The organism is Rhizobium hidalgonense (genome assembly GCF_002914525.1).
Lineage (GTDB): Bacteria > Pseudomonadota > Alphaproteobacteria > Rhizobiales > Rhizobiaceae > Rhizobium > Rhizobium hidalgonense.
In genome coordinates this window covers 41,253-60,203 of sequence record NZ_LODW01000070.1, presented here as the reverse complement: position 1 = coordinate 60,203, position 18,951 = coordinate 41,253, and the positions used below count along the sequence as shown (strand labels likewise).

18 protein-coding genes are annotated in these 18,951 nt (G+C 61.2%); 13 read left to right on the top strand and 5 right to left on the bottom strand.

Going from position 1 to position 18,951, the window contains the following annotated elements; translation table 11 throughout:
* Positions 1-18: 18 nt before the first annotated feature.
* Complete coding sequence (locus ATY29_RS22570; RefSeq protein WP_003566662.1) at positions 19-1,233, bottom strand: HlyD family secretion protein; 1,215 nt, start codon at positions 1,231-1,233, stop codon at positions 19-21.
* A gap of 150 nt (positions 1,234-1,383) precedes the next feature.
* On the opposite strand from ATY29_RS22570, the gene ATY29_RS22565 reads away from it, so the two are divergent.
* The 5 genes from ATY29_RS22565 (at position 1,384) to lysS (ending at position 7,187) form a co-directional block, all read left to right on the top strand.
* Complete coding sequence (locus ATY29_RS22565) at positions 1,384-2,064, top strand: TetR/AcrR family transcriptional regulator (RefSeq protein ID WP_003566664.1); 681 nt, start codon at positions 1,384-1,386, stop codon at positions 2,062-2,064.
* A gap of 105 nt (positions 2,065-2,169) precedes the next feature.
* Entirely contained in the window at positions 2,170-3,009 is an 840-nt protein-coding gene (locus tag ATY29_RS22560) for an AraC family transcriptional regulator (protein WP_097533118.1), read from the top strand.
* Between the two features lie 213 nt (positions 3,010-3,222).
* Positions 3,223-3,972: a TerC family protein gene (locus ATY29_RS22555; protein ID WP_025417085.1), complete on the top strand. Its 750-nt coding sequence runs from the start codon at positions 3,223-3,225 to the stop codon at positions 3,970-3,972.
* Between the two features lie 241 nt (positions 3,973-4,213).
* Positions 4,214-5,668 (top strand): glutamate--tRNA ligase, encoded by a 1,455-nt coding sequence (gltX, locus tag ATY29_RS22550; protein WP_097533117.1) that lies wholly within the window; start codon positions 4,214-4,216, stop codon positions 5,666-5,668.
* A gap of 22 nt (positions 5,669-5,690) precedes the next feature.
* Positions 5,691-7,187 (top strand): lysine--tRNA ligase, encoded by a 1,497-nt coding sequence (gene lysS / locus ATY29_RS22545; RefSeq protein WP_097533116.1) that lies wholly within the window; start codon positions 5,691-5,693, stop codon positions 7,185-7,187.
* Positions 7,188-7,254: 67 nt separating this feature from the next.
* On the opposite strand, the gene ATY29_RS22540 is transcribed toward lysS, so the two are convergent.
* A complete protein-coding gene (locus tag ATY29_RS22540) occupies positions 7,255-8,019 on the bottom strand; it encodes a hypothetical protein (RefSeq protein ID WP_097533115.1) in 765 nt (254 codons plus the stop codon).
* 179 nt (positions 8,020-8,198) lie between these two features.
* Here ATY29_RS22540 and ATY29_RS22530 point away from each other — a divergent pair, with 179 nt between their 5' ends.
* The 7 genes from ATY29_RS22530 (at position 8,199) to ATY29_RS22500 (ending at position 15,129) form a co-directional block, all read left to right on the top strand.
* Positions 8,199-9,107 carry a LysR family transcriptional regulator gene (locus tag ATY29_RS22530; RefSeq protein WP_003566676.1) on the top strand — a complete coding sequence of 303 codons (909 nt, stop codon included), beginning with the start codon at positions 8,199-8,201 and terminating at the stop codon, positions 9,105-9,107.
* 120 nt (positions 9,108-9,227) lie between these two features.
* Positions 9,228-10,388: an ABC transporter substrate-binding protein gene (locus ATY29_RS22525; RefSeq protein WP_025417088.1), complete on the top strand. Its 1,161-nt coding sequence runs from the start codon at positions 9,228-9,230 to the stop codon at positions 10,386-10,388.
* Between the two features lie 225 nt (positions 10,389-10,613).
* The gene (locus tag ATY29_RS22520) at positions 10,614-11,600 is read left to right on the top strand and encodes an ABC transporter ATP-binding protein (RefSeq protein WP_097533113.1); all 987 of its coding nucleotides are present in this window, start codon (positions 10,614-10,616) and stop codon (positions 11,598-11,600) included.
* On the top strand, positions 11,597-12,559 hold the full coding sequence (locus tag ATY29_RS22515) for an ABC transporter permease (protein ID WP_025417090.1): 963 nt from the start codon (positions 11,597-11,599) through the stop codon (positions 12,557-12,559). Before ATY29_RS22520 ends, ATY29_RS22515 begins: the two co-directional genes overlap by 4 nt.
* On the top strand, positions 12,549-13,361 hold the full coding sequence (locus tag ATY29_RS22510) for an ABC transporter permease (RefSeq protein WP_097533112.1): 813 nt from the start codon (positions 12,549-12,551) through the stop codon (positions 13,359-13,361). The genes ATY29_RS22515 and ATY29_RS22510 overlap by 11 nt, the downstream gene beginning before the upstream one ends.
* 13 nt (positions 13,362-13,374) lie before the next feature.
* Positions 13,375-14,802, top strand: coding sequence for a gamma-aminobutyraldehyde dehydrogenase (locus ATY29_RS22505; RefSeq protein ID WP_025417092.1), 1,428 nt, complete (start codon positions 13,375-13,377; stop codon positions 14,800-14,802).
* Positions 14,803-14,955: 153 nt separating this feature from the next.
* Complete coding sequence (locus ATY29_RS22500) at positions 14,956-15,129, top strand: DUF1328 domain-containing protein (RefSeq protein WP_003566688.1); 174 nt, start codon at positions 14,956-14,958, stop codon at positions 15,127-15,129.
* A gap of 97 nt (positions 15,130-15,226) precedes the next feature.
* Here ATY29_RS22500 and ATY29_RS22495 read toward each other — a convergent pair whose 3' ends face one another.
* The 3 genes from ATY29_RS22495 to tal all read right to left on the bottom strand — a co-directional run bounded on the left by ATY29_RS22495 (position 15,227) and on the right by tal (position 17,448).
* Entirely contained in the window at positions 15,227-15,673 is a 447-nt protein-coding gene (locus tag ATY29_RS22495) for a DoxX family protein (RefSeq protein ID WP_025417094.1), read from the bottom strand.
* Between the two features lie 49 nt (positions 15,674-15,722).
* A complete protein-coding gene (locus ATY29_RS22490; protein WP_003566693.1) occupies positions 15,723-16,391 on the bottom strand; it encodes a DUF1345 domain-containing protein in 669 nt (222 codons plus the stop codon).
* Positions 16,392-16,482: 91 nt separating this feature from the next.
* The gene (gene tal, locus ATY29_RS22485; protein ID WP_003566695.1) at positions 16,483-17,448 is read right to left on the bottom strand and encodes a transaldolase; all 966 of its coding nucleotides are present in this window, start codon (positions 17,446-17,448) and stop codon (positions 16,483-16,485) included.
* Positions 17,449-17,880: 432 nt separating this feature from the next.
* Between tal and ATY29_RS22480 the strand changes: the two genes are divergently transcribed.
* Positions 17,881-18,906, top strand: a complete 1,026-nt coding sequence (locus ATY29_RS22480) for a sugar-binding transcriptional regulator (protein ID WP_003566697.1) — start codon at positions 17,881-17,883, stop codon at positions 18,904-18,906.
* Positions 18,907-18,951: the final 45 nt, after the last annotated feature.

Sequence of the window (18,951 nt, the reverse complement as noted above, 5' to 3'; positions counted from 1 at the left end):
CTCCGCCTATTCTAAGGGCTACTTGCTCGGCGCCGTACGGGTGTCGACGTCGACGACGACGCTGAGACCCGCGCGTAGACGCCCGCTGTCGAGCGCATCCTGCGGCAGCGCGATGCGCACCGGCACGCGCTGGATCACCTTGGTGAAATTGCCCGTGGCATTTTCCGGCGGCAGCAGCGAGAAGACCGAGCCGGAAGCGGGCGAAATCGATTCGACGGTGGCGACAATAGGATGGTCGCTATAAGCGTCGACATGGACGTTGACCTTCGAGCCCGGCACCAGATGTTGGATCTGCGTTTCCTTGAAGTTGGCGTCGATATAGAGCTGGCGCACAGGAACCAGCGCCATCAGCCGCTGGCCGGGCGAAACGAGGTCGCCTTCCTGGACCGAGCGGTTGCCGATAATGCCGTCATAGGGCGCCTTGAGCACGGTGAAGGAGAGGTCGCGGGCGGCTTTGTCGCGCGAGATCTCCAGCGAACGTACCGAGCCTTCAGCCTCCTTGCGTTGCGCCTGGAGAATGGTGACGTTGGCTTGCGCCACCGTGATGTTGGCGTCGCCGCCGACAAGATTGGCTTTGGCCTGATCAAGGGCGATATTGGCGTTGTCGAGATCGGCGGCGGTGCCGACCGACTTTGCCTGAAGCTCGCTCTGACGCTTCTGGGTAATCTCGGCACCGCGAACGGCCGCTTCGAGTGCCACCTTCTGCGCCTGAGCCTGCAGGAGGCTCGCATTGGCGCCTTCGATCTGCGCATCGATGCGCTGCAGCGAAAGCTGTTCGGTGGCGATCTGGGCCTGCGCCTGATCGAGAGCGTTCTGATAGTCGCCGTTATCAAGCGTGGCAAGCACGTCGCCCGCTTTGACTTCCTGGTTGGCGACCACATTCACCTTCGCGACGTAGCCCGTGACCTTCGGCGAAATCGTTGCGATATCGCCCTCGATATAGGCGTCGTCGGTCGACACCATGAAGCGGCCGTTCGTCCACCATTCGTACCCATACCAGCCGCCGCCGGCGAGAAGAGCAAGCACGACGATCGGTAGCACCGGGCTGCGGCGCTTCTTCGCCGCCGCGGGCGCGGCAACCGAAGCCGGGGCCGACTGCGCCGGGGCAGACGGTTTTTCAAGTGCTTCCGCTGTCGGAGCTTCTGCAACAGCCGCGACTTCGGCCCTTACCTCTTCGGCCTCGGCGTTTTCGCTAACGATCCGCGCGACGTTGCTCTTCTGATTGCTCGACATGGCCACTTTACCGATCTTGAGTAAATAATCGAACTGAACGGTTCGGTTCAGTTGACTTAAACCTGTTTAACCGTCATATCAAGATGTATAGAACCAATCGGTTCGATTTCTTTAAGGAAAAGACGAAACCGTGAACACGGTTAAGGAGACATGACGCTGAAACCCGACCATGCTGCCGTCTTCAGTCCTCCCGTTGGCGGGGGCCGGTTTGCCGCGGGCGAAGATCCGGCCAAGCGCCAGCAGATTCTCGCCGGCGCCAAGCGTGTCTTCATGAAAATGGGCTTCGATGCCGCCAGCATGAACGACGTGACTCGCGAGGCCGGCGTCTCCAAGGGAACGCTCTACGTCTATTTCACCAACAAGGAAGAGTTGTTTTCGGCGATGATCGAGGCAGAGCGCGCCGCCTTCGTGGCGGCAGTCCGCACCGCACTTGCCGAACATGACGAACCCGAAGCCGGTCTGTACGAATTCGGGATAAGCTTCGTCACCCACATGACCGATGAAAAGGTCATCAACGCCATGCGCACCGTTCTCGGCGTTCGCGACCGCATGCCGGCGCTCTGTCAACGCTTCTTCAAGGGTCCGGTAAACCTGCGCACCATCATGTGCGACTTCCTCGAACGGCACGTCGCCGAAGGCACACTCAAGATCGACGACATCGATCTGGCCGCCGGCCAGTTCCTCGATCTCGCCAGCGGCAGTTTCTTCAAGCTCCGGCTGTTCGGAAGCATGGAAGAACCGCCTTCCCGCGATGAAATCGACCGCGTCATCCGCGGCGCGATCCGGGTTTTCATGGCCGCCTACGGTGCGCGCCGGCACGAGACCGCCTGACCGCATCCTTGACTGCCACCCTCGATCGGCCAAAACTCCGCAAGCACGATCAAACCCGGCTGCCGGCTTTCCTCTATGGAAGAAGCCGCAACCAAGGGAGTAGAGATGAGCGCCATCGCACGGGCGATATGGTTCATAGAGAGCCATTTCGAAAGCGATCTATCGCTGGAAGAGATATCGGAAGCAGCCGGATTGTCGCGTTACCACCTGTCACGCGTCTTCGGGCTCGTCACCGGCCACTCGATCAGCGGCTATATCAGGGGGCGGCGCCTCAGCCGCGCCTTGCCCGCGCTGGTCGGCGGCTCATCCACCATTCTCGAGGTTGCGCTTTGCGCGGGCTACGGCTCGCACGAGGCTTTCACCCGTGCCTTCCGCGACCAGTTCGGCATGACGCCGGATGCGGTGCGCCGGCAGGGGCACGCCCGTAACCTTGTCTTGTTGGAGCCGATCAGAATGGAACCCGCCCACCTCAACGACCTCGAACCGCCCCGCTTCGAAACCCTTCAGCCGATGCTCTTTGCCGGCTTGGCGGAGATCTACCCCTATGGCGGCAATGCCGCCATTCCCTCTCTCTGGCAGGAGTTCAATACCCATTTCGGCCAGATCTCCGGCCAGAAAGGCAACATTGCCTACGGCATCTGCACACATATCGACGGCGAAGCGGAGAAATTCCGCTATATGGCCGCGGTCGAAATCTCCGATGCCGGCGATCTGCCGGCTGATTTTGCAACGCTAAAGCTTCCGGGACAGCGCTACGTCGTCTTTAACCATCGCGGGCATGTCTCCGGCATTTCCGTGACCATGAACCGAATCTTCGGCACGTGGTGGCCGACCTCGGGATTGGAACACGGCGAAACACCTGACATGTTCGAACGCTACGACGAGCGCTTCGATCCTCATACCGGCATGGGCGTCACTGAAATCTGGCTACCTATCAGAGCATGATGCCGAAAAGTGTGAGCGGTTTTCGGACGATCATCATGCTCTAACTCTGTAATTTAGAACAGGATTCAAATTTAAGACCGACCCGGTCTTAAATCATCCTGTTCTAGGGAATAAAAGTCACATCGATTTCGTATACCCCCTTGCGGCGCTTGTGCAGCAGACCGCCGACACTACATTGCGGGCGTCATCGGTGACGCAAGGGGATATAAGCTAATGCAGGAAATTATGACGCTCATTCAGGATCCGGCCGCCTGGGTGGCGCTCATCACGCTGGTGGTGATGGAAGTCGTTCTCGGGATCGACAACCTGATCTTCATTTCCATTCTCACCAACAAACTGCCCCCCGAACACCGGGAGAAGGCCCGCAAGATCGGCATCGGTCTCGCCCTTGTCATGCGTCTGGCTCTTCTCGGCACCGTCGCCTGGATCGTGCAGCTGACCGAACCCCTGTTTACGGCTTTCGGCCACGGCTTCTCCTGGAAGGATCTGATCCTGATTGCCGGCGGCCTGTTTCTCGTCTGGAAAGCCACCAAGGAAATCCACCACACCGTCGATCCCATCGACCATCAGGAGGATTTCATCGCGAAATCCGTCACGACAGGCTTTGCATCGGCGATCGGCCAGATCCTGCTGCTCGACCTGGTCTTTTCGGTCGACAGCATCATCACCGCTGTCGGCATGACGCCGCATCTGCCGATCATGGTCATCGCCGTCATCGCCGCCGTCACGGTCATGCTGGTTGCCGCCAACCCGCTTGCCAATTTCATCGAGAGAAACCCGACGATCGTCATGCTGGCGCTCGCTTTCCTGCTGATGATCGGCACGACACTGATCGCCGAAGGCATGGGCTTCCATGTGCCGAAGGGCTACGTCTACGCCGCCATGGCCTTCTCGGCTCTGGTCGAGGTGCTGAACATGATCGCCCGCAATGCTCGCAAGCGGAAACGCGACGGCGCGCAATGAGGCTGATACGGGAGGGCGCGCTGCACTGGCGCGCGCCCTCAGCGTCAGCAGGCCGTTGCGGACGTGGTTTTTCTTGACGCGCCCGGTTGAATATGGCCTAAGGCCAGCCGAACGGACGATCGGCGGATAGTGCGGGCGCATGCCCTTTTTCGGCCGGTTTGCCGATGAAGATATCTGCATCCTTCGGCCGAACGTCGCTTTCCCTGGAAAGCCGTCCGGCGTTCATTGACGGGCCATACCAATGACAACTTCCGGCGTCCGCGTCCGCATCGCTCCCTCGCCGACCGGCGAGCCGCATGTCGGCACCGCTTATATCGCTCTCTTCAACTACCTCTATGCCAAGAAGCACGGCGGCGAGTTCATCCTGCGCATCGAGGATACCGATGCGGCGCGCTCGACACCGGAATTCGAGACCAAGGTATTGGACGCCCTGAAATGGTGCGGGCTGGAATGGAAGGAAGGCCCCGATATCGGCGGTCCCTACGGCCCCTATCGCCAGTCCGACCGCAAGCCGATGTACCAGCCTTATGCTGAGGAGTTGCTGGACAAGGGCCATGCCTTCCGCTGTTTCTGCACGCCCGCGCGCCTCGAACAGATGCGCGAGGCGCAGCGCGCTGCCGGCAAGCCGCCAAAATATGACGGTCTCTGCCTCAGCCTGACGGCAGAGGAAGTGACCTCGCGCATGGCAGCCGGCGAGACGACCGTCATCCGCATGAAGATCCCGGCCGAAGGCTCCTGCGACTTCACCGACGGCGTCTACGGCGACGTCTCCATTCCCTGGGATTCCGTCGACATGCAGGTGCTGATCAAGGCCGACGGCATGCCGACCTATCACATGGCCAACGTCATCGACGACCATCTGATGAAGATCACCCATGTGGCGCGCGGCGAAGAATGGCTGGCTTCGGTACCGAAGCACATCCTGCTCTATCGTTATTTCGGCTGGGACCAGCCGGTCTTCATGCATCTGTCGCTGATGCGCAATGCCGACAAGTCGAAGCTGTCGAAGCGCAAGAACCCGACATCGATCTCCTATTATTCCGCGCTCGGTTATATCCCGGAAGCGCTGATGAACTTCCTCGGCCTGTTCTTCATGCAGATCGCCGAAGGCGAAGAGCTGTTGACGATGGACGAACTCTCCGAGAAGTTCGACCCGGAGAACCTTTCGAAGGCCGGCGCGATCTTCGATATCCAGAAGCTCGACTGGCTGAACGGCCGCTGGATCCGCGAGAAGCTGTCGGAAGAGGAATTCCGCGACCGCGTGCTGAGCTGGGCGATGGAAAACGACCGCTTAATGGCCGGCCTGCGCCTGTCGCAGACGCGCATTTCCAAGCTCGGCGAGCTGCCAGATCTCGCCGGCTTCCTGCTGAAATCCGACCTCGGCCTGCAGCCTTCCGATTTCGCCAAGATCAAGTCGCCGCCGGAAGAGATCCTGGAGATCCTCAACACCGTTCAGCCGGATCTCGAAAAAATCCTCGAATGGAATGCCGAGACCATCGAGGCGGAACTGCGCGCGATCTCCGACCGCATGGGCAAGAAGCTGAAGGTGGTGGTCTCGCCGCTCTTCGTCGCCGTCTCAGGCTCGTCGCGCTCCCTGCCGCTCTTCGATTCCATGGCGATCCTCGGCCGCTCCGTCGTGCGCCAGCGCCTGAAGCTTGCCGCACAGGCGGTCGCCGCCCTCGTCGGCGCGAAGTAAGAACAGTCAGAGGATTTCAACAATGGCTGACACCAAGACCGAAAACACCCTGTCCTCCGACGCCACGGAAGTGCGCGCCCAGAAGCTGAAGCTGCTGCGCGAGCAGATCGGCGACGTCTATCCGGCGCATTTCCACCGGACGATGACCAATGCCGAGCTTGCCGCAAACTACGAGAACCTGGAGCCCAACACCGAGACGCGGGACGTCGTCACTGTCGCCGGCCGCGTCTATTCCTCGCGCAACTCCGGCATGTTCATGGACATCCATGACGCCGGCGGCAAGATCCAGATCTTCAGTCACAAGGACACGACACCCGAAGAGGTCCGCGCCCTGCTGCCGATGATCGACATCGGCGACATTATCGGCGTCACCGGCATCGTCCGTCGCACCAAGCGCGGCGAGCTGACGATCAACGCTCAAAAGATCGAGATGCTGACCAAGTCGCTGCTGCCGATGCCGGAAAAGTGGCACGGCCTGTCCGACATCGAGCTGCGCTATCGCAAGCGCCATCTCGACATCATGACCAACGAGGATTCGAAACTTCGCTTCCAGCAGCGCTCGAAGATCGTCTCCGGCATCCGCCGCTTCATGGAAAATGACGGCTTCATGGAAGTCGAGACGCCGATGCTGCAATCGATCTATGGCGGCGCCACGGCCGAGCCGTTCAAGACGCATCACAACACGCTGAAGCTCGACATGTATCTGCGCATCGCGCCGGAACTGTTCCTGAAGCGCACGCTGGTCTCGGGCCTCACCGACAAGGTTTTTGAGATCAACCGGAACTTCCGCAACGAAGGCGTCTCCACCCGGCACAATCCCGAATTCACCATGATGGAATGTTACTGGGCCTATGCCGATTACGAGGACATGATGGACCTCGTCGAGCGTCTGTTCGAGGGTCTGGCGCTCTCCATTCACGGCACGACGGAATTCGACTTCGGCGACAAGCGGTTGTCCTTCAAGGGACCGTTCAAGCGCGTGCCGATGCCCGCTGCCGTCAAGGAAGCCACCGGCATCGACTTCCTCGCGATCAAGACCGACGAGGAAGCCCGGACCGCTGCCAAGGCCGCCGGCTTCGCGGTCGAGAAGGACTGGACCTGGGGCGAATGCCTTGCTTTCATCTTCGAGGAAAAGGTTGAATCGACGCTGATCCAGCCGTCTCATGTCACGCATTTCCCGAAGGACATCTCACCCTTCGCCAAGGAAGTGCCGGGCGAACCGCGCCTGGTCGAGCGCTTCGAGACCTATTGCAACGCCTGGGAACTCGGCAACGCCTTCTCCGAACTCAACGATCCCGAAGAGCAGCGCCGCCGCATGGTCGAGCAGCTCGAGCAGGCGCATGCCCGCGGCGAAAAAGAAAAGCAGCTGGACGAGGAATTCCTCGATGCGATCGACCAGGGCATGCCGCCGGCAGGTGGCCTCGGCATCGGCGTCGATCGCCTGATCATGCTTCTGACCAACGCACCGTCGATACGCGACGTCATTCTCTTCCCGGCCCGCCGCAACAAGGCCGACTGACAGGAAGAAACATGAGAAAAACGAAGCGGAGCGCCGGCAGGTGCTCCGCTTTTTTCATGCCGTTGATTCAGCGGGTCTTGGCAGCTTCCGCCGGCGGCTCTTCGGCCGGAGCCTCCGCCACCACATCGGCACCCACGCCTTCTTTGGCTGGCGCAGCTTCATGAGCTGGCGTGGCTTCGCCTTCGGCCGCCGGCGCTGCGCCATGTGCACCGCCTGCCGCCTTCGTTTCTTTGCCCTTTTCGCCGTTCTTCGTCGAACCCACAGCGACCGGGTCGACGCAATCCTCAGGATCCTTGAAGGCGCTGCTGATCATGGCGATTTCATCGAGAGGCAACTCTATCCGCTCGCCGAAGAACAGCCCGTTTTCGCTGGCCCTGCCGTCATAGTAGCGCGCCGTATAGGGCTTGTCGTCGAGGCCGGGAACAGCCTTGTCGGGATGCGGGATATAGACGACATCGGCGCCGATCGCCCTGCCGCGAATGTCGGAGCGCAGGGTCGGGCCGTTCTCGTCAAGCACCACCACCTGCACCAGATCCGGCTTCTGCGCGGCATAAACGGCCTGGGCGACACGAAGCGCAGTCTTGACCCGTGTCATCCCGTCGGTCGGTTCGGTCTTGATGTATTTGCGCACCCAGACGTGATCCTGCTTCCGGATCGTCACCAGGTTGACGTCGCTGCACTCGAGCCCAGAGCCACCACCGGCGGCACCTATTAGTCTGTCCTTGCCGACATAGACGGCCGCACCGCCGGAAACGCCCGCTAGAAGAGCGACTCCACCGATGATGATTGCCAATTTCCGGGAAGGCCGGAATATACGCAGTAAGGCCTTCACGCCAACTGCTCCGCCATCTGAAACTCCAACGCAGGACAAGTGCTGAGAACGTTAAGGAAATGACGTTTCAGAAAGTTTAAGTGGGTGTGCGAAGCCTGCGTCCTTTTGAGAAAACACCAAAAAAGGTCCGCTTTTCCAGGCCGCTTGCCACGGCCTATTCCACCATGCTCTAAACGCCCATGGCCTTCACGCTTCGTCAGGTTCAATATTTTGTCGCCGTGGCCGAACAGGGGTCGGTGACCCGCGCCGCACAAAACCTGTCGATCTCGCAATCCTCGGTGACGGAAGCGCTGAAAGAGCTCGAAACCGACCTCGGCGTCGAGTTGTTCGAGCGCCATCCGCGCGGCCTGACGATCACCCATAACGGCCACCAGTTCCTGCGCCACGCGACGAAGATCCTCGCCTCCGTCTCCGATGCGCGCACCAGCTTCTCCGGCCAGCAAAGCGCCCTCTCCGGCACTTTGAACATCGGCGTCACCTCTCTCGTCGCCGGCTATGTGCTCTCCGATCTCCTGGCGCGATATCGCCGCGCCTGTCCAGGCATCGAGGTCAGCGCCATCGAGGATAATGGCGGCTACCTCGAACACCTCCTGGTCGGCGGCGAACTCGATGTCGCCGTCATGGTAATCTCAAACCTGCGCGACCGCATGGCGCTGCAGGCCGAGATTCTCGAAACCTCGCCTTATCGGCTCTGGCTGCCGATGGGCCATCCGCTGGTATCGGCCGACATCATCTCGGTCGCCGATATCGCCCGCGAACCGCTGATCATGCTGACGGTCGACGAAATCGAGGAGAACACCGGCAAGCTACTCTCCGCCCTCGGCGCCCGCCCGCATGTCGCCTTCCGCACCCGCTCGGTGGAGGCGGTGCGCAGCCTGGTGGCGACAGGCGCCGGCGTGGCGCTGCTTCCCGATCTCGTCTACCGCCCCTGGTCGCTGGAAGGCGACCGCATCGAAAGCCGCGACGTCTCCGGGTCGTTGCCGGTCGTCCAGGTCGGCATGGTCTGGCGCAAGGGCTCCAGCCTGCCGCAGGCAGCGCGCGACTTCGTCGGCATCGCCGAAAGTCTGCGGTCAGGCCGCATCCGTTGATATCGGAATTTCCGATATCGCCCTTCTGATAAATGAATTTGCGAAAGCGGCATTTTCGCGGCACCATTTCATCCGGGAACAAACCGCCACGAAAAGTGGCACCAGACCGGGAGACGGATGATGACCAATCGCTTGAAATCCTGCACGGCAGCACTCGCTTGCCTGAGCTTCGCGACGCAGGTGATCGCCGCCGAACCGATGAAGACGCTTGGCAAAGGCGAAGGTGCCGTCAGCATCGTCGCCTGGGCCGGTTACATCGAACGCGGCGAGACTGACAAGAACTACGACTGGGTCACCGATTTCGAAAAGCAGACCGGCTGCAAGGTTTCCGTCAAGACCGCCGCCACCTCGGATGAAATGGTCTCGCTGATGAACGAGGGCGGCTTCGATCTCGTCACCGCATCGGGCGACGCATCGCGGCGCCTCATCGCCGGCAAGCGTGTCCAGCCGATCAACACCGATCTGATCCCGAGCTTCAAGACGGTTGACGAGCGCCTGCAGAAAGGCCCGTGGTATACGGTCGACGATGTGCATTACGGCGTGCCCTATCTCTGGGGGCCGAATGTGCTGATGTATAATACCGATGCCTTCAAGGACAAGGCGCCGACCAGCTGGAATGTCGTCTTCGAGGAGCAGACCCTGCCGGACGGCAAGTCGAACAAGGGTCGCATCCAGGCCTATGACGGCGCGATCTATATCGCCGACGCCGCCCTGTATCTGATGGCCCACAAGCCGGATCTCGGCATCAAGGACCCTTACGAACTGACCGAAGATCAGTATAAGTCGGCCCTTGACCTGCTGCGCGGCCAGCGCAAGCTCGTCTCCCGCTACTGGCACGATGCAATGATCCAGATCGACGACTTCAAGAATGAAGGCGTCGTCGCATCCGGCTCCTGGCCTTTTCAGGTCAACCTGCTGCAGGCCGACAAGCAGAAGATTGCCTCCACCTTCCCGGATGAAGGGGTCACCGGCTGGGCCGATACCACCATGCTGCACGCCGACAGCGAACATCCGAACTGCGCCTATATGTGGATGGAACATTCGCTGCAGGCCAAGGTCCAGGGCGACGCCGCCGCCTGGTTCGGCGCCGTGCCCTCCGTTCCCGCCGCCTGCAAGGGCAACGCGCTGATGGGCGATGCCGGTTGCGCCACCAACGGCTTCGAGCACTTCGACAAGATCAAATTCTGGAAGACCCCGGTCGCCAAATGCACGACGCAGAGCGAATGCGTGCCCTATCACCGCTGGGTGTCGGACTATATCGGCGTGATCGGCGGAAGGTGAACCGATCCGCTCGTATGCCTTGAATCCCCTCCCCAGCCCCTCCCCACAAGGGGAAGGGGCTAAGAGTGGCACCGCCGAAGCCTGCCGAAACACCAAGGTATTTGCGAAAGGGTTGCGAAAGGGTACGGCAGGCTAAGCCCCTCCCCCTTGTGGGGAGCGGTTTGGGGCGGGTCTTTCTAAGCCAAGACCAAAGCCCTCTCTAAACGTGCAAGACCGGAGTCCCCCATGACGTCAGCCGTCCGTTTCCAGCAGGTATCGCGCCATTTCGGCCAGGTTCGCGCCGTCGACGGCGTCGATCTTGAGATCGCGCCCGGCGAGTTCTTCGCCATGCTCGGTCCGTCCGGCTCCGGCAAGACGACGTGCCTGCGATTGATCGCCGGTTTCGAGCAGCCGAGCGCCGGTCACATCCAGATTTTCGGCGAGACGGCCGATGGCGTTCCGCCCTATCGCCGCAACGTCAACACCGTGTTTCAGGATTACGCGCTCTTCCCGCATCTCAATATCCTCGACAATGTCGCCTACGGGCTGATGGTCAAGGGTGTCGGCAAGGCGGAGCGGATGAAGGCCGCTGGTGACGCCCTCGAACTCGTCAAGCTGCCGGGCTACGGCGCCCGCCGTCCCGGTCAGCTGTCCGGCGGCCAGCGGCAGCGCGTGGCGCTTGCCCGCGCCCTCGTCAACAAGCCGAAAGTGCTGCTGCTCGATGAGCCGCTCGGCGCGCTCGACCTGAAGCTGCGCGAGCAGATGCAGGAGGAATTGAAGAGCCTGCAGCGCGCGCTCGGCATCACCTTCGTCTTCGTCACACATGATCAGGGCGAGGCGCTGTCCATGGCCGATCGCGTCGCCGTCTTCAACAATGGCAATATCGTCCAGGAAGGTACGCCGCAGGATATCTACCGCCGCCCTAAGACCCGTTTCGTGGCCGACTTCGTCGGCTCCTCGAACGTGATCGCACCTGATCTAATGGCCTCGCTCGGCGGCGACAGCCGCTGGGCAAGCCTGCGACCCGAGGCGATCCGTTTGGCCAGCGACGGCATCGAGGCGACGGTCGAAAATGCAAGTTTCCTCGGCGCCGCCACCCGTCTCAGCGTCGACCTCAGAGGCAGCCGGCTGCAGATCACCCTGCCGGCCGGCGCACCTGTGCCTGATGTCGGCGCCGGTATCCGCCTCGCCTGGCAGCCTGCCGATATCCACTACATGGACGATGCGGCATGACGGCGCTCACCATGGCAGATGGCACGACATCGATCCTTCCGGGGCGCAGCGGGTTTTTCGGCCGGCTGTCGGATGCCTTCTGGCGGCGCCCGAAGCTCTTGCTCTTCCTGATGCTGACGCCGCCGCTGCTCTGGCTCGGCATCATCTATATCGGCTCGCTGATCGCCCTGCTTCTGCAGAGCTTCTTCGCGATCGACGATTTTTCCGGGCTGGTGAATTACGAATTCACGCTTTCGACCTATGCCCAGCTGCTGAGCCCGACGAATTTCGACATCATCATCCGCACTGTCGTGATGGCCGCTCTCGTCACCCTCGCATCCGCATTGATCGCCTTCCCGATCGCCTACTACGCCGCACGTTACGCACAGGGCAAATGGAAGGTGCTCTTCTATCTCGGCGTCATGCTGCCGCTCTGGTCGAGCTATCTCGTCAAGATCTACGCCTGGAAGCTGATCCTTGCCAAGGAAGGCATTCTCACCTGGACCTTCGAGAAGCTCCATCTCTCCTGGCTGCTCGACGGCATTCTCAGCCTGCCGGTGGTCGGCGGCAATTCGCTCTCGGTGAGCTACCTCGGCACATTCATCGTCTTCGTCTATATCTGGCTTCCCTATATGATCCTGCCGACGCAGGCGGCCCTCGAGCGTGTGCCCGGCAACCTCATCGAAGCCTCGGCCGATCTCGGCGCGACACCGCGCCAGACCTTCCGCACCGTGCTGCTGCCCCTCGCACTCCCCGGCATCGTGGCCGGTTCGATCTTCACCTTCTCGCTGACTTTGGGCGATTACATCATTCCGCAGATCATCGGCTCGTCCAGGCTGTTCATCGGCCAGGCCGTCTATGCCCAGCAGGGAACCGCCGGCAACGTGCCGCTCGCCGCTGCCTTCTCGGTCGTGCCGATCGTCATCATGGCGCTCTATCTGTCGCTCGCCAAAAAGCTGGGGGCTTTCGATGCGCTCTGACCTCAAGACATCGCCACTGCCGCTGAAAATCGCCGCTGCCGGTGGATTGCTCTTCCTGCACCTGCCGATCCTTCTGATCTTCGTCTATGCCTTCACCACCGAGGGGAAGAGCTATCAATGGCCGCCGCCCGGCCTGACGCTGCAATGGTTCGCTGTCGCCTGGAACCGGCCGGACGTCTGGTCGGCGCTTGGCCTGTCCGTGCAGGTCGCCATCATCGCCACCGCGATCGCCCTCATCCTCGGCACACTCTGTGCGGCGGCCGTCAGCCAGACGAAGTTCTTCGGCCGAGAGGCGATCTCGCTGCTGGTCATCCTGCCGATCGCGCTTCCCGGCATCATCACCGGCATTGCGCTGCGCTCCGCCTTCAGCCTGTTCGACATCCCGTTTTCGGTCTGGACCATCGTGCTCGGCCACGCCACCTTCTGCGTGGTCGTCGTCTACAACAATGCGGTCGCCCGCTTCCGCCGCACCTCCGGCTCGCTGATCGAAGCCTCGATGGATCTCGGCGCCGACGGCTTCCAGACCTTCCGTCATGTCATCCTGCCGAATATCGGCACCGCCCTTCTCGCCGGCGGCATGCTCGCTTTCGCCCTTTCCTTCGACGAAGTCATCGTCACCACCTTCACCGGCGGCCAGCAATCGACCTTGCCGATCTGGATGCTCGAAGAACTTATCCGCCCGCGCCAGCGCCCCGTCACCAATGTGGTCGCCATGGTCGTGGTGCTCGTCACCTTCCTGCCGATCCTGGCAGCTTATTACCTCACCCGCGACGGCGACCAGATCGCCGGCGGCGGCAAATAACAGGGAGAACATCATGGATATCCAAATGCTGATCGGTTCCGGCTTTGAAAAAGGCACGGAAACGGAGGAGCACATCCTGAACCCGAAAACCGGCGAGACGGTGATCGATCTTCCCGAGGCCTCGCTTTCCCAAATCGACGCCGCCGTCGATGCCGCCGAAAAAGCCTTCAACAGCTGGTCGCAGACGACGCCGGGCGAGCGTTCCGGTTACCTGCTGAAGATCGCCGACGCGATCGAGAAGGATGCCGCCGGCTTCGCGACACTCGAGGCGTTGAATTGCGGCAAGCCGATCAATTCAGTGCTGAACGACGAAATCCCGGCGATCGTCGATTGTTATCGCTTCTTCGCGGGCGCGGTGCGCAACCTGCACGCACCGGCCGCCGGCGAATATCTGCCCGGCCACACCTCGATGATCCGCCGCGATCCGATCGGCATCGTCGGCTCGATCGCGCCGTGGAACTATCCGCTGATGATGATGGCCTGGAAGCTGGCGCCGGCGATCGCCGGCGGCAATACGGTCGTCTTCAAGCCTTCGGAGCAGACGCCGCTGACGGCGCTGAAGATGGCCAAGCTGCTCTCCGACATCCTTCCCGAAGGCGTCGTCAACGTCATCCTCGGCCGCGGCGAGAGCGTCGGCAACGCGCTGATCAACCATGCAAAGATCGGCATGGTCTCGATAACAGGCGACGTTGCCACCGGCAAAAAGGTGCTGCAGGCCGCCGCCAAGACCGTGAAACGCACCCATCTGGAACTCGGCGGCAAAGCCCCTGTCATCGTCTTCGACGATGCCGATATCGATGCCGTCGTGTCAGGCATCCGCACCTTCGGCTATTACAATGCCGGCCAGGACTGCACCGCCGCCTGCCGCATCTATGCCGACGCCAGGGTCTACGATAATTTCGTCGCCGACCTATCCTCGGCGGTCGCAAGCATCCGCTTCAACCAGGCCGACGATACCGAAAACGAGATCGGCCCGCTGATCTCCAGACGCCAGCGCGACCGCGTCGAAAGCTTCGTCGCCCGCGCTTCCGAGCATAAACACATGGAGATCACCACCGGCGGCCAGGTATCCGGCGACAAGGGCTTCTTCTTCACCCCGACCGTCGTGGCCGGCGCCCTGCAAGACGACGAGATCGTCCGCCGCGAGGTCTTCGGCCCGGTCGTCTCGGTCACCCGCTTTTCCGATACCGACGACGCCGTTGCCTGGGCAAACGACAGCGATTACGGCCTCGCCTCCTCGGTCTGGACGAAGGATATCGGCCGCGGCATGAAGACGGCCGCCCGGCTGCAATATGGCTGCACCTGGATCAACACACATTTCATGCTGGCCAACGAGATGCCGCATGGCGGCCTCAAACAGTCGGGCTACGGCAAGGACATGTCGGTCTATGCGCTGGAGGATTATACCGCCGTGCGCCACGTGATGATCAATCACGGCTGAGCGACGGAAAAGACCGGATCTGGAGGGGTCCAGGCCGAAGTTCCGCGCGTTCATATTCGCTTTGGCGGCGTCGGCAGTGCCGGGCTGGTCACCAGCGGTCGGGAACAATTTCCCGGCTGCCGCGTATTTCCAGCAAACGGAAAGGATGTTGCCATGCTGAAATGGGCTCTGATATTTTTCGTGATTTCAATCGTCGCCGGCTTCTTCGGATTTTCCGGCGTATCCGCAGCCACTGCGACCATCGCCCGCGTTCTCTTCGGCATTGCGCTGGTGATCTTCCTGATCTTCCTCGTTCTCGCGCTGATGGCCGGCCAGGCGATCTTGTAAGCGCTGCAGGCGCGACGCAAGCCCGAACAATTCCGTGGCTCGAACAAGCCGCGGAGTGGACTACCGCATGTCGCGCAGAAGTTCTGCAGCGAATTCGCTACAACACCGCCTTCAGCCAGGGATGAATGCCTGTGACCCGCTTTCTCAGCAGCCTGTCGATTGATATCGCTCGCGCCCCCGAAGCCGCCAGGACGAACATGCCGCCGGCAATCGCCAGGTCCTTTTCGAAATGCAGGAGTTCGTTCTGGCTGGCAAAATTCGTGTGAAAGAGCAATGCTGTCGCCAGGCAGAAGAACGCCAGCGCCAAGGCGCCAAGCCGGCAGAGGCAGCCTGTCGCAATGGAAAGGCCGGCGCCGATCTGAAGGGCAATCGTGGCAAATGCAACCGGCGCCGACAGCCCCAGCTGTGCGAAAGTGTCGACGGTCGCGGTGATATCCGATGCGAGGACCGAACCTTCGTGCAGGAAGATCAGCGACAGCAGCAGCCTGCCCAGAAGAAGCATGAGATCGACCAATCGAGGCCGGCTTGAGACGCTTTTCATCATACCCTCCGGTTTGAGCAGGCGGTTGGCCGCCAGCTCCGGCGAGGCCGCATTATAGCAGGCTTGCCCCCACATTGATCGCCAGCGCCAGGATCGTCGTGTTGAACAGGAATGACAGCACGGCATGCAGCAGCGTCAGCTTGCGCATGCTGGTCGAGCCGACCGCGACATCCGCCGTCTGCGCGGCAACGCCGATGGTGAAGGAGAAATAGAGGAAGTCCCAATAGCCGGGTTCTTCGATCCCATCGGGAAATTTGAGGCCGCCCTCCTCGTCCGCCCCGCCATAGAAATAATGGGCATAATGGATGGTGAAAAGCGTATGCAGAAAGATCCAGGAGATCAGGATTGTCAGCACCGCGGCACTCGCCCGCGCCAGCGCGACGTCGGGTGCCGCCTCCTTGATCGAATGCAGTTCGATGCCGATGCCGGCAATGCTGGCAATCGCAGCACCGATCGACAGGGCCAGCAAGACGGTGTCGGAAAAATCGAGATCCGCGGAGCGTTTCCGGATGCTTTCGACCGTCGCCCGCAGCATCTTGCGCCAGCTGAGCGCGACAAAAACGCCGGCGCTGACATTCCAGCCGAACAAGATATTGCCGGCGCTGACGTCGCGCGAGGTCACAGCCAAGAAGACCACCAGTCCGGCAAGGACGGCGATGATGAAGCTTGCATGCTTGCGGGCAAATGCCACATGCGAATTTGCCGGTCGCTCATCCGCCATATCAGTCTCCGACAGCATATGCCCTTGATAACAGCATGAAAAAGGCGCGGCTGCCAGGCGGCAGCCGCGCCCTCGATTGCATGTAAGCCTATCAGGCGGCAGCGAGCTGCAGTTCCTTCTGCACCATGGTGCGTAGCGTCGTCAGATCCTTGGCGAAAGCACGAATGCCTTCGGAAAGTTTTTCCGTCGCCATCGCGTCTTCGTTCATCATCCAGCGGAATGTCTTTTCGTCGACCGAAACCTTCGGATCCGGCTTGCTGTTGTCCGGAGAGAGCTTGCGCTCCAGCTTGCCTTCGTCCTTGGCAAGTTCGTCGAGCAGGTTCGGGCTGATGGTCAGGCGGTCGCAGCCGGCAAGGGCCTCGATTTCGCCGGCGCTGCGGAAGGAGGCGCCCATGACGATCGTCTTGATGTCATTCGCCTTGTAGTAGTTGTAAATTTCGCGGACGGAGATGACGCCCGGATCTTCCTCGGCGGTGTAGTCCTTGCCGGTCGATTTCTTGTACCAGTCGAGGATGCGGCCGACGAAGGGCGAGATCAGGAACACCTTGGCGTCGGCGCAGGCAATCGCCTGGGCCTTGCTGAAGAGAAGCGTCAGGTTGCAGTCGATGCCTTCCTTCTGCAGCACTTCCGCGGCGCGGATGCCTTCCCAGGTGGAGGCGAGCTTGATGAGGATGCGGTCCTGATCGATGCCGCGATCCTTATAAGCGGCGATGATCGACCGCGCCTTGGCAAGCGACGCCTCGGTATCGAAGGAAAGATCGGCATCGACTTCGGTCGAAACACGGCCGGGGACGAGCTTCACCAGGGCGGCGCCGACGGAGATGGCCAGGCGATCGGCGACGGCAGAGGAAACGGCTTCGGGATTGCCGCCCTGCTTCTTGCCCCAGGCGACGGCTTCCTTGATGGCGTCGGCAAACATCGGCGTGCCGAGCGCCTTCAGCACGATGCTCGGGTTGGTCGTGCAATCCACAGGCTTCAGGCGGGCGACGGCTTCGATGTCGCCGGTATCGGCGACAACAGTGGTAATCTCGCGAAGTTGGTCAAGCTTGGATGTCATGGTCAATAATCCTTGTTGAACTTGGGCTGCGACCGGCGCGAGTTCCGCCCGGCAAAGGTGATCTACCGACAGCTTGTCTGCCTGCTGCGGGCAAAAATGCGCGCATCCGTCACGGATGATTCATAAACGTGAAGGACAGTGGCCGTGTTCCCGCGGCCAAGCGTCCGCCCGAACGCAAGCAACGGCTGCGGCTGCGGCTGCGGCTGAAAGGCCGGTCGTGACTTTCGGCATGCCCGCACTATGTCCTCCTCGGACGGACAGAACGATTTCCTGTCGCCAGGACTATCGCCATTCGCCCGAGGGAAAGTCAAGGACATTTGTGCATTTCAATTGACATAAGTGTCACACCCGTCATTATCCCCGCAACAAGGGTGCCGTGATAGCCGTTGATCCCAAAAAGGGATTTAGGGCGGGAATTCGGCTGGAGGAAATGTGGTCAAGCTCAAACGCGGCACGCACACGGCCTATTCCGAGGCATCCTCGCTGCGGCTGAGGGCGGCATGGCTCTACTACAATGAGGGCCTGACCCAGAAGGACGTCGCCGAACAGCTCGGCATCAGCCGCACCACTGTGATCCGCCTGCTCGACGAGGCGATGAAGCGCAGCGAAGTCCAAATCTGGATTAACGATTCGATCGGCGACTGCGTCGAACTTGCGGTAAAGCTGGAGCGCGCCTATGGCCTCGACGAGGCGATCGTCGTGCCGGCGCCGGTCCATGGCGACGTCAATTCGCTGGCGCGGAATGTCGGGCTGGCGCTTGGCCAGTTCCTCTCCGAAGCCATCCCCGACGATTATACCATCGGCGTCGGCTGGGGCCGCACCATGACCGCCTCGCTGTCGAGCTTCCGGCCGCCGCGCCGCGCCAATTGCAAGGTCGTCTCGCTGCTCGGCGGCATCGTCGCCGTGCACCAGACGAACCCGATCGATTACACATGGCGGCTGGCCAATCAGCTCGGCGCCGAATGTTATATGTTTCTGGCGCCGCTTCTCGTGGATTCCATCGAGACCAAGCGCAATCTGATCGAAAAATGCGGGCTGGACACGATCTACCGTCTCGCCGAGAACCTCGACCTAGCGATCGTCAGCTGCGGCGATATCGGCCCGCATTCGACCTCGCTGTCGGAGGGCTGGATATCGAAGGCCGAGCTGCGGGAGCTGATGGATGCCGGCTGCGTCTGCGACACCATGTTCAACTTCCTCGACAAGGACGGCAATTCCGTCGACCACTCGATCAATCGGCGTGTCATGTCCGTCGATCTCGATACGCTGAAAGAGGCCAAGCACATCGTGCTCTCCTCCGGCGGCGCCCATCGCGCCATCGCCATCCGCGCCACGATCAAGCGCATCGGCTGCAACACGCTGATCACCGATGAAAGTGCGGCCCGAGCATTGCTGGAATTGGCCGAAACATCGCCACCAGCCTCCTCTCCCCAGCGGGGAGAAGTGCCGGAGCAATAGCGAGGCGATGAGGGGGTGAGCGACGCAAGGAGAGAACGGTCGGAA